General features: G+C 44.2%; 9 protein-coding genes. 5 read left to right on the forward strand and 4 right to left on the reverse strand.

Annotation, left to right across the window (positions count from 1 at the left end; genetic code table 11):
- Window positions 1-302: 302 nt before the first annotated feature.
- Both speB and speA read right to left on the reverse strand, forming a co-directional pair.
- Entirely contained in the window at window positions 303-1,232 is a 930-nt protein-coding gene (gene speB / locus BCT34_RS11480; protein WP_076652207.1) for an agmatinase, read from the reverse strand.
- A complete protein-coding gene (gene speA / locus BCT34_RS11485; RefSeq protein WP_277869195.1) occupies window positions 1,232-3,154 on the reverse strand; it encodes an arginine decarboxylase in 1,923 nt (640 codons plus the stop codon). Before speA ends, speB begins: the two co-directional genes overlap by 1 nt.
- Window positions 3,155-3,563: 409 nt before the next feature.
- Between speA and BCT34_RS11490 the strand changes: the two genes are divergently transcribed.
- The 5 genes from BCT34_RS11490 (at window position 3,564) to BCT34_RS11510 (ending at window position 9,950) form a co-directional block, all read left to right on the forward strand.
- Window positions 3,564-4,268, forward strand: coding sequence for a class I SAM-dependent methyltransferase (locus BCT34_RS11490; protein ID WP_076652204.1), 705 nt, complete (start codon window positions 3,564-3,566; stop codon window positions 4,266-4,268).
- A 233-nt stretch (window positions 4,269-4,501) separates the two neighbouring features.
- Complete coding sequence (locus BCT34_RS11495) at window positions 4,502-5,938, forward strand: coniferyl aldehyde dehydrogenase (RefSeq protein ID WP_076652202.1); 1,437 nt, start codon at window positions 4,502-4,504, stop codon at window positions 5,936-5,938.
- Entirely contained in the window at window positions 5,935-6,522 is a 588-nt protein-coding gene (locus BCT34_RS11500; protein ID WP_076652199.1) for a TetR/AcrR family transcriptional regulator, read from the forward strand. The genes BCT34_RS11495 and BCT34_RS11500 overlap by 4 nt, the downstream gene beginning before the upstream one ends.
- Window positions 6,523-7,021: 499 nt before the next feature.
- Window positions 7,022-8,596, forward strand: coding sequence for an ATP-binding cassette domain-containing protein (locus BCT34_RS11505; RefSeq protein WP_076652197.1), 1,575 nt, complete (start codon window positions 7,022-7,024; stop codon window positions 8,594-8,596).
- Window positions 8,597-8,711: 115 nt separating this feature from the next.
- Entirely contained in the window at window positions 8,712-9,950 is a 1,239-nt protein-coding gene (locus tag BCT34_RS11510; RefSeq protein WP_076652194.1) for a leucine-rich repeat-containing protein kinase family protein, read from the forward strand.
- 124 nt (window positions 9,951-10,074) lie between these two features.
- Here the strand turns inward: BCT34_RS11510 and BCT34_RS11515 are convergent, their stop codons facing one another.
- Together BCT34_RS11515 and yqfB are read right to left on the reverse strand one after the other, a co-directional pair.
- Window positions 10,075-10,512 (reverse strand): hypothetical protein, encoded by a 438-nt coding sequence (locus BCT34_RS11515; RefSeq protein WP_076652192.1) that lies wholly within the window; start codon window positions 10,510-10,512, stop codon window positions 10,075-10,077.
- A 40-nt stretch (window positions 10,513-10,552) separates the two neighbouring features.
- On the reverse strand, window positions 10,553-10,870 hold the full coding sequence (gene yqfB / locus BCT34_RS11520) for a N(4)-acetylcytidine aminohydrolase (RefSeq protein ID WP_076652189.1): 318 nt from the start codon (window positions 10,868-10,870) through the stop codon (window positions 10,553-10,555).
- Window positions 10,871-10,964 lie beyond the last annotated feature (94 nt).

The raw sequence follows: 10,964 nt of genomic DNA on the forward strand, positions 1-10,964 counted from the left end.
AATAAAGTTGATAAATCATTAGGATTTATAGGTAATTAATAAAGTCGAGATATACCTAAACCCCAAAGAAGAACTAAATCCCATATTTGAGACAAGGTTCAGCACAAAGCTGATAAGAAACAGCTTAAACACCGTATATGGCGTCAATTACATATACAAGTATTAGAATATTGAGTGGGCATGTAGGAAGAATGAGTTGAAGTTACAAATAGATATTTCGAGGTATCCAAAAAAGCCCACTAAGTTGAACCTTAGTGGGCTTTAAAATCAGTATATAACGCTACGCTGTTAACAATGAGAGTTTATGATTTAGAAAGGCGATTTGCCGTCCAAACATAAAGCAGCTCAAGCGCAATCGTCGCACCAGCCAATGCTGTAATCTCACTTTGGTCATACGCTGGAGAAACTTCTACAACGTCCATACCAACCATGTTGATGCCTTGTAGACCACGGATGATTTTCAGCACTTTGTCTGAATTCAAACCGCCGCATACTGGTGTACCTGTACCCGGAGCGAAAGCAGGATCCAGACAGTCGATATCAAACGTTAGGTAAACTGGCTTATCACCAACAATACCTTTCACACGAGCAATGATCTCGTCCACACTCATGTCATTCGCTTGCATCGCGTTAATAACGTTAAAGCCATGGCCTTCTTGCTGATACTCTGTACGAATACCAATTTGCACTGAATGTTCAGGTGAGATTAAACCTTCATTTGGCGCATGATAAAACATGGTGCCGTGATCGTAACGACTGCCCTGACTGTAAGTGTCAGTGTGCGCGTCGAAGTGAATCAAAGCCATTTCACCGTACTTCTTGCCATATGCTCTTAGCAAAGGCAGTGTAATGAAGTGATCACCACCTAAACCTAACAGAGTTTTACCACTATTTAGAATCGCATCAGCTGCTGCTTCCAAACGCTGAGTTAGGTCTTCTGCGTCACCGCAATCAAACACAAGGTCGCCAGCATCAATCACTGAGGTATGTTCAAATATATTGAAGTCCCACGGGAATTTTTTGCCTTCCCACGCCAAGTTTACCGATGCACGACGTATTGCATCTGGTCCCATGCGAGCGCCCGGGCGACCAGATGTCGCCATATCTAGCGGCGCACCCAATACAACCACATCAGCGTCATTGTCGATTGGGTTTTGAACTAATGGTCGACGCATAAATGTCATCGCATTGGAGTACAGCGAGTAATCTGGTTTCGTAAATAAATCGTTCATTAAAAATCCTCAAGATAGGTGTAACCCATCAAGCCTTGCTCTAACTCTTCAAGTACGCTTTGCTGCTCTTGCGCTGGTACTTTAGCCGTTACCAATTCTTTGTAGTTCTGACGAATTAGGTCCATATCAATGTGAACGTAACGCATCATGTCTTCTACTGTGTCGCCTTCGTTGATGTAGTCAATGTTCGCGTCTCCGCTCTCATCAACATTCACCACAACACTGTGCGTATCACCAAATAGGTTATGCATATCGCCCAAGATTTCTTGGTACGCGCCTACTAGGAAGAAGCCCATTAGGTATGGTTCATCTGGGTTCCACGCTGGCACTGGCAATGTTGTTTCAATGCCTTGACCATCAACATACTGGTCAATCGTACCGTCAGAGTCACAAGTGATATCCAGCACCACAGCACGACGCTCATCCGCATTGTCTAAACCACTCAATGGCAATACAGGGAACACCTGATCAATCCCCCAAGCGTCTGGCAATGACTGGAATAGTGAGAAGTTCACGAAGAACTTGTCCGCTAAACGTTCGCTCAACTCATCCAAGATCGGACGGTGGTAACGGTTCTTAGTGCTCATGCGAGTGCTAAGTTCGTAGTTGATACGCAAAGACATCTGCTCAGCCCAAGCACGGTGCTGAAGGTTCAGCATACCAGTCGCAAATTGGTTGTGCGCTTCGGCAATATCGCTCTGAGTGTCGTTGTAGATCTCAATCAACGCACGGTCATCATTACCAGCATCGAGCTCTAAGAAGTTCTTCCACATGTTGTTTAGCAACATTGGAGCGTCTGCTTCGGGTGCTGCCATGTCTTCCGGCGAGTAGCTTTCAGTACCAATCACGTTGGTGATCAGTACAGCATGGTGCGCTGTCAATGAGCGACCAGACTCCGAAATGATCACAGGTTGTGGCTGGTTGTAGAGCTTACAAATGTCCCCAACTGTCATCACGATGTTACGAGCGTACTCAAGCAAGCCGTAGTTCATTGAGTTTGAAGATTGGCTGCGAGTGCCGTCGTAATCGACTGCCAAGCCGCCACCAACATCTAAGAACTTCAGTTGAGCGCCAATATCACGCAGTTCACAGTAGAAGCGAGCCGCTTCACTCACACCATTACGCACATCACGAATGTTCGCCATTTGCGAACCAAGGTGGAAGTGCACAAGTTCAAGAACATCCAGTTGGTCTTCTGCTTTCAAGCGTTCGATAACGGTAAGCACTTGTGATGCAGACAAGCCAAACTTCGACTTCTCACCACCACTTGCTTGCCATTTACCCGCGCCTTGAGAAGCAAGACGGATACGCAAACCCAAACGAGGTTTCACACCCAGTGCTTTCGCTTCAGAAAGAACAAGATCAAGCTCAGACAGTTTCTCTAGAACGATAAAAACTTTGTGCCCTAGCTTCTCACCAATCAGTGCAAGGCGAATGTATTCTCTGTCTTTGTAACCGTTACAGACGATCACAGAGCTCGCTTTTTGAGCCAACGCCAACACCGCTAATAGCTCAGGCTTGCTGCCCGCCTCTAGCCCTAGCTGCTTTTGCTCTAGTTGAGCTTGGCTCGCTAAGATCTCATCAACCACTTCTTTTTGCTGGTTAACTTTAATCGGATAAACAAGTAGGTAACGGTTGTCGTACTGATATTCTTCGATCGCTTGGTTAAATGCGTTACAGATATTGTGCACACGCTGGTGCACGATTTGAGGAAAACGCACAAGAGCAGGTAAACCAATGTTTCTTTGCTCTAACTGCTTTACGATCTTACTTAGTGGGACTTGATGATCCGTTTCGCTCGGTGATACATACACTTCACCGTTATCATCAATGCCATAAAAACCTTGGCTCCAGTGCTTTACATTATACTCAGCACGGATGCGTTCCAAATTAACCGAATTTTCCAATTCTAGAGACCTCACACTATAGGGCCATCGACAGAAGATACCTCTTTGGAATAGCGAGGTATAACCCAACAAAAAGCGTTCAAAAACGATTTGTTGGCTGCATTAACCGATATTATTAGGAGCGAGTCCAACCATTGATATTTGTGGTTACGATTACATTTTTTTATCGACAGTATGAGTTAAAGTGACAGGTAAGGAATTACAAGGTTTTAGGGTAAAAAACAGGCTGAAGCGCATTAAATCTAAAGCAATTTCTATCAAAAAATTAGGGGAATAAAATAGCAACGACGCCTAAAATTCTTAGCTAATTTGGTGATGTTAAGTCAGGGTTGTGACAAATATCGGCACTTCACTATCACAAGTCTCACTATCACCAAGATAGTCAGTATCCTGTTCCTCCATACCTATTGATGAGTGTTAAATCATGTCCGAAATTTACACCACCTACGCAAAGCAATACGACTCTGCTGCTCGCGATAATATTTATAATGCCCTATTAGAACGCCCATCAACCATAGCCTTACTAGACGATGTTAAAGGGCTCGATATTGTCGACCTTGGTTGCGGTTCAGGTATATACGCACAGTGGTTTATCGACCAAGGTGCCAACAAAGTCACCTGTACCGACCTATCCCAAGATATGGTTAAACTAGTGAACGGAAAACAAATCCCAAATGTAACAGCATACGCGCAAGATGCTGCTCTTGGTTTACCCAAGGAAGCTGATAACAGCGCTGATGTCATCGTGTGCCCATTGGTGCTGCATTACATTGAAGATCTAAAGCCTGTCTTTGATGGCGTGTATCGCGTTTTGAAACCGGGCGGCTACATCGTGTTTTCCACTCACCACCCTTTTGCGGATTTTGAATGCACCCTTTCAGGTAACTACTTTGAACGCGAATTCATTCAAGAAGAGTGGAACACGGTTGGAACACCCGTTCAGGTAAGCTTCTACCGCCGTTCATTAACCGAACTTTGTCAAGCAGTCAGCCAATCTGGCTTGCTGATTTCACAAATCACGGAAGGCACAATCGACGAGAAAGCCAAAGCCATCTCTGAAGAAACATACGAGCGCCTATCGAAAAACGTTAACTTCATCTTTATGCGTTGCGAGAAAATCTCAGCCTAACCCGTAAGCACATCGCGTGTGCCTTTAACTACACCAAAGGCACACGATCACTTCTCGCAAACCTATCATTTATTCCTCAAGACCAACCTTTCCGTTGTTGGGTCCACTTAACTAAATTGCCAGTTCATTGCACAAAAAATAAACTTTTTTCGTCCATATCTTGTATTCGACCATAACTTCTTGTAATTTTAACTGACCAACCAATCGGTCAGCCTTCGAATTTAGGGGATACTATGAGCCATAATCTAGACCTTGAACCAAACACGTCGAGCACCAACGACATGGATCAAATATTCAACCGACAACAAGATCACTACCGCAACAACGTTAATCCAACACTTGAGCAGAGAAGAAATGATCTCTCAGTCTTGAAAAAACTATTAATGCGTTATCAAGAGCAGTTAATTGAAGCGGTATCTGAAGATTATGGCCATCGAGCAAAGCACGACAGCTTAATTGCTGACATCACCCCTTCCCTACACCAAATCAATTACAGTGATAAAAATCTTAAGAAGTGGCTGAAGCCTTCACGTCGTAAAGCCGGCTTAATGCTAACACCAGCCAAGATTACTGTGCATTATCAACCGGTCGGTGTGGTTGGCATCATCGTGCCTTGGAACTTCCCAGTTATGCTCTCTTTGGGGCCTCTCATCACAGCATTGGCAGCAGGTAACACAGCAATGCTCAAAATGTCTGAGTTTACTCCTGCAACTAACCGTGTTTTAAAAGCGATGTTGGCCGAAGGTTTTAGTGAAGAACAAGTGGCGATCATTGAAGGTGAAGCCGACGTTTCTGCTAAGTTTAGCCAGCTGCCGTTTGACCATATCCTATTCACAGGTTCAACCTCTGTTGGTAAGCACGTAATGAAAGCCGCAGCTGCTAACTTAACGCCAGTGACACTAGAACTAGGTGGAAAGTCTCCAACCATCATCGCACCAGATTTCGATGTTGCTGATGCGGTTGAACGTATCCTATTTGCCAAGAGCCTAAACGCAGGTCAAATCTGTGTCGCACCAGATTACATCTTGCTGCCACGAGAGAAAGTTGATGCATTTATCACCGCTTACAAGCGCTACTTCAAGAAGCTCTATAAAGCGGGAATTGAGAGCAAAGACTTAACCTCAGTGGTTAACATGCGCCAGTACAATCGATTAAAAGGTGTGGTCGAAGATGCGAAGTCAAAAGGTGCTGTGATACACACCGTTACCGAGCAGGCACAAGACGACGTGAACCACAGAATGACGCCGCACCTTCTCACCAAAGTGAATGATGACATGCTGGCAATGCAAGAAGAGCTGTTTGGTCCTGTGCTACCTATCGTGCCTTATGATTCAATTGAAGAAGCGATAAGCTACATCACCACAAGAGAACGTCCACTTGCGCTGTACCTAATGAGTCACGACAAGAAAACCCAAGACCGATTCCTATCAGACACTCACTCAGGCGGCGTTTGTATTAACGACTCTTTGGTGCATGTGGCAGCGGAAGACGCGCCATTCGGTGGTATTGGCCCTTCAGGCATGGGACACTACCACGGCATTGAAGGCTTCAAGACCTTTAGCCATGCAAAAACCGTGTTGACTCGAGGCAAGATCAACTTCACTAAGTTGATGCACCCTCCATACAACAACCCAATCAAAAAAATGATGTTCAAAGTACTGAATCGATGATTACAAAAAGGCAAAAAATCCTAGATGCTGCGCTCCTGCTCTTCTCTCAACAAGGGTTAGAGGGCACATCTACTGGGCAAATAGCGAAGACCGCCGGTGTAGCAAAAGCGACACTGTTTCATCACTTTGAGAACAAATCTCTACTGATTGAAGAGCTATTTCGTGAATTGAAAGTAGAGCTATTTTCTACTCTGGCTCAGCACACAGACATCGCTGAACAAAATCGCTATCAAGCCTTTAAATTCATGTGGATGACCGGAATTGAGTGGGCGTTAGAAAACCCAGTCGCCATGAAATTCTTCACCAATGTGCACTTTGACCCAACGACTCAAACTCGTGAAGTCATTGTTTCGCAGATGTTTGCGTCACTCGATGACATCATTTTGAAAGGACAGCAAGCCGAAGAATTGATGGTGCTAGACATTAATCTCGTTAGACACTTCATCCATAGCCACTTTTTGATCTGTGCGAACTGGCTTGTTGATCAGCAAGAGCCGCAGCCAGAGCAGTCAGAAAAGTATATCAACGACAGTTTTGATATGTGCTGGCGTGCCATTGGTGGTCAAGCGCAGCCGTCCTGTTAGCTAGACTATCAGCGGGCTATAAGCTAAATACCCTGCCATTAAGTAGCGTCAGGTTTCATCGAATCAATAAAAGCGTCTCATCGGCGCTTTTATTATTTGGGTACATTTTAATCACTTTACCCTGTTGACTTTTTAAGCCCGCATTCAGTACCATTCCACCATCATTTCAAAAGAGAATAACGCCATAATGAAGTACTAACATCCTGACATCCGATTTATTTTTTAAAAAATCATTTGGACACTCGGGGTTAGTGGGCGTTACTTCGTCATCTATTTTCGCGACATATTAATATTAAGCTCTTAAAGATCCGCCGATTAACGGCCTGCATCTTCCAGAGCGCACCTAAAAGACAGAAACCATCTCAATACCGCTTTCTCTCTTTCATCGGTCATCTACCTAAGTAACGTCTATGGCGATCTGTTTTAGTATCCAGCTGGATCTTGCACAGAAAAGCGCCTCGCCCCTTTTACTCGTTTACACGTAAAGGGAGGTATTTTTATGCCTATTATTTTAGCCAATAATCTCTCATTCCAGATCGATACTGGAGAGTGGCTATTTAAAGACATCACCTTCAATTTGAACTCGCGACTGACTGGCTTAGTTGGAAGAAACGGAGCCGGAAAATCGTTACTACTTTCATTACTCACTGGGCAGGTGCAGCCGACATCTGGGAATGTGTCTAGACAAGGCTCGATTGGTTTCTACTCACAATTGCCTTCAGTACTTTTGGATAGCACGATCAGTATTGCTGATTTCTTAGGTATCACGGAGAAACTCAATGCCTTGCGAGCTATCGAACAAGGCAGCTGCGAGCTTGAACACTTCAATATCGTTGGTGACGATTGGGATTTGCAAGAAAACACTCAGAAGCTGTTGACCAGTCTGAAAATAACCAGCGAGTTGGCCACGCCATGCAACACATTAAGCGGTGGGCAGCTTGCCCTTTTACAATTTCATCAACTGTTTACGTCAGAACACAACATACTGATTCTAGATGAACCGTCGAATCATTTAGACAGTGACGGGCGTAGCTGGTTAATAGAACAGTGCCAACAATTTGAAGGCAAAATACTGATGGTTAGCCATGATCGAAGCCTGTTGAGGCACATGGAAGGGATCTACCATCTCAACAGTTTGGGGTTACGTTTCTACAAAGGAAACTACGATGATTACTTCAAACAAATGTCGAGCCAAAGTGAAGTATTAGACAAGCAGATTGCGCATCACCAATCTGAAAAGAGACGACTTGAACGCCAAGCTCAAGCCAACAAAGAAAAAGCACAACAGCGAGAGGCGCAAGGAAACCGACTGCGAAAATCAGGCAGTCAGCCCAAGATTTTACTGGATGCAATGAAAGACAAAGCCGGACGAACACAAGCAGCATCAGCCACTAGTCAACATAACTTAAAGGAGCAAAATCAAGATAAGCTTCAATCTCTAAAAGAACAAAAAGAGCAACTGAAACCACAGGCCTTGTATCTACAACAGAGTAATCGCAAGAAAAAGAACGCGCTATTAACTGTTGAAGATTGCCGACTTGAGTTTGGGTCTGGTACTGCTATCAACTTTTCTCTGTCACAAGGTGAACGGTGTTATCTAAGCGGTGTAAACGGTTGTGGTAAGTCGACACTGTTGAAAGCAATTCACAACGAGCACTCGAACTACACTGGTACCATCAAACGCTTTGGATCTACGGTATACCTTGATCAACACTTTGGTTTATTGGATGCCCATAACACCATGTTCGACAGCCTCATGACGCATAGTGACGGGCTTACAGAGAGTGATGCTCGGACATTGTTGGCAGGTATAGGCTTTAGGCGTGATTCCGTATACCGCAAAGTCGCTCACTTAAGTGGTGGAGAGAAAATGAAGCTAGCGATGTTGATTGTCAGCCATAAGCAAGACTCCCCATTACTGCTGCTTGATGAGCCAGACAACCATTTAGATATCGATTCAAAGCAAATATTAGCGTCAGCTTTGCGTGAATACCGAGGCGCTTTTATCTTAGTCAGTCATGACTTGGATTTTGTTAAGGAGGTCGGCGTTAGCCAAAATCGTATTCAGCTTTAACCTTGATATCAACGACCATTGAGTTTAGATAGGCGAGTATTGTTGCGGATACTCGCCTTTCTCGATTGAGACAAGTAAACTACGCGCCTCGAACATCTATTCATAAGGCTAAGGTTTGCATACTCTAGAACAATTAAAATCAGGGCAACTTAAAGGTATTAAGCGCTTAAAATTATCAGAAGGTCTCACTGAGTTCCCATTAGAAATCTTGGATCTTGCCGATTCACTAGAGATTCTGGATCTTTCGGGAAACCAGCTATCAGACTTACCTGAAGAGTTATCACAGCTTACTCACCTGCGTATTATCTTTGCGTCGAACAACCTGTTCACGCACCTTCCTGATGTTCTTGGGTCACTTCCTAAGCTTGAAATGATCGGTTTCAAGACTAACCAAATTAAAACCGTAAGCGAGGTATCTCTACCACCTCAATTACGCTGGTTGATCCTGACCGACAACGCTATCGAAGTTCTGCCGAACTCACTAGGTGAAAGACCAAGATTGCAAAAACTGGCACTTGCAGGCAACCAGCTTCGTACTTTACCTGAGAGTATGGAAAAACTATCTAACCTGGAACTGGTTCGCTTGTCTGCAAACCAACTGACTGAATTCCCAGAGTTCCTTATCAAGCTACCAAAACTGGCTTGGCTAGCGTTTGCGGGTAACCCGTTTTGCAAACACCCTAGCAGCTTAGATAGCGTGCCTGCGGTAAGTTCTCAATGTTACTCATTGAATCAAGTACTTGGCCAAGGTGCATCTGGCGTGATCTCACATGCTAATTGGTTAAACAGTGATTTTGATTTCCCTCAGGAAGTGGCGGTTAAAGTATTCAAAGGCGAAGTGACAAGCGACGGTTACCCACATGATGAACTGGAAGCATGTCTTCAAGCTGGTCACCATAGCAACCTAGTGAAGTCTATCGCCCAAGTGGACGAGCAAGACTACCTTGCGTTGGTGATGGAGCTTATCCCAAGCAGCTACTACAATCTAGGCTTGCCACCGACACTCGAGACTTGCACGCGTGATACTTTCCCTGAAGGTTTCGAACTTCCGATCTCGCAAATCGACAACATCGTGACTCAGATGATCGATGTATTTAATCACCTGCATGACAACAAGGTTTGTCACGGTGATTTGTATGCGCATAACACCCTAGTCAATGAACAAGGTCAGATGATCTTTGGTGACTTCGGAGCAGCAACTATCTACGGCTACCTTACAGAAGAGCAGCAACAAGGCATTCGACACATCGAAGCTCGCGCTCTCAAGTACTTTGTCGAAGACCTACTAACGGTTTGCTCTAGTGAAGATATAGATTCAGAACTGCACAAGAAAATTGAAAATCATCGCGTATAAGACCTACGAAGCACGCATAATAGCTACCAAGCCTAAGTCGCTAATTATGGGTCGAATAGAAATGAAAAAAGCTAACGTTTGACGTTAGCTTTTTGCTTCTAGAGCTGAATTCATCGAAACAAAGTTAACGAGCTTCCACCTGAACAAGCTTAAGATAAGAGTGAAGCTCTTGGTTTTTGTATTCCACCGCTGAGTGGATATTTAAGTCTTTACACGCAACCACATCGAACTGGTAAAGATTGTCACCTTTACTGATTTCAACTTGCAGCAACCCACTTTTCAATAACCAATGACCTTGAGTTTCAAACCGATCAAACAAACGGTACTCGGTTAGAGTGCCATCCGAATGAAAGTGAACCTCAGTAATGTACCCTGCAGGGCAACTTTTTACCCAAGTACGCCCTAAGACATCCTCTTCAACAAAGTTTCTTTTGCTCTCGCACCACTTTAAATAATCAGCACTCTCGCCCAAGTCACTATCTAAATCATGTTTATCCAGTAACTTTTGATCTTGCTGTTCGCGACAGTAAAGCTGAAGCAGTATCTGTTGGTTATCACTCATTAATCGCCATCCCTTGCTAGTTAATTCAATCTAATAAGACTTAATCTACCAACTCGTAAGAGACAACGTAAAGCTGAGAAATACCTGGGTAGATATCTTGAATCACATCTTTCAGCACTTGCAGCGTCATGTTCTCTTGTTGTGCATGGAACTCACCCAGTTCATCGAACAGAATTGGTTCTACGCTGATGATCTTAAGATTACAGAATACGCGCCCTTCTTCTAACGTTGAAACTTCCACAACGCTACCCGGCTGGTAGTCACGCTCAGATTCATCACGGATAGTAATCGTCTTTTTGCCAGAAAGGATATCGGTTTCAAAACGTTCGAAGAACGTCATAGTGGTAGGTGCGGTCATTTATTCGGTCGCTTTACATTAAAGGTTAGGTAGATGTTTATATACCAGAATGCCTGTTCAAGCGAATAAAAATTAGATGCGAGATGCGAGATGC

This window comes from Vibrio sp. 10N.261.45.E2, assembly GCF_002875705.1.
Classification (GTDB): domain Bacteria; phylum Pseudomonadota; class Gammaproteobacteria; order Enterobacterales; family Vibrionaceae; genus Vibrio.

Excerpts from the sequence above, each read along its gene's own strand:
- speB (WP_076652207.1), bottom strand. The coding sequence starts at position 1,232 with ATGAACGATTTATTTACGAAACCAGATTACTCGCTGTACTCCAATGCG.
- BCT34_RS11490 (WP_076652204.1), top strand. The coding sequence starts at position 3,564 with ATGTCCGAAATTTACACCACCTACGCAAAGCAATACGACTCTGCTGCT.
- BCT34_RS11495 (WP_076652202.1), top strand. The coding sequence starts at position 4,502 with ATGAGCCATAATCTAGACCTTGAACCAAACACGTCGAGCACCAACGAC.
- BCT34_RS11500 (WP_076652199.1), top strand. The coding sequence starts at position 5,935 with ATGATTACAAAAAGGCAAAAAATCCTAGATGCTGCGCTCCTGCTCTTC.
- BCT34_RS11505 (WP_076652197.1), top strand. The coding sequence starts at position 7,022 with ATGCCTATTATTTTAGCCAATAATCTCTCATTCCAGATCGATACTGGA.
- BCT34_RS11515 (WP_076652192.1), bottom strand. The coding sequence starts at position 10,512 with ATGAGTGATAACCAACAGATACTGCTTCAGCTTTACTGTCGCGAACAG.
- yqfB (WP_076652189.1), bottom strand. The coding sequence starts at position 10,870 with ATGACCGCACCTACCACTATGACGTTCTTCGAACGTTTTGAAACCGAT.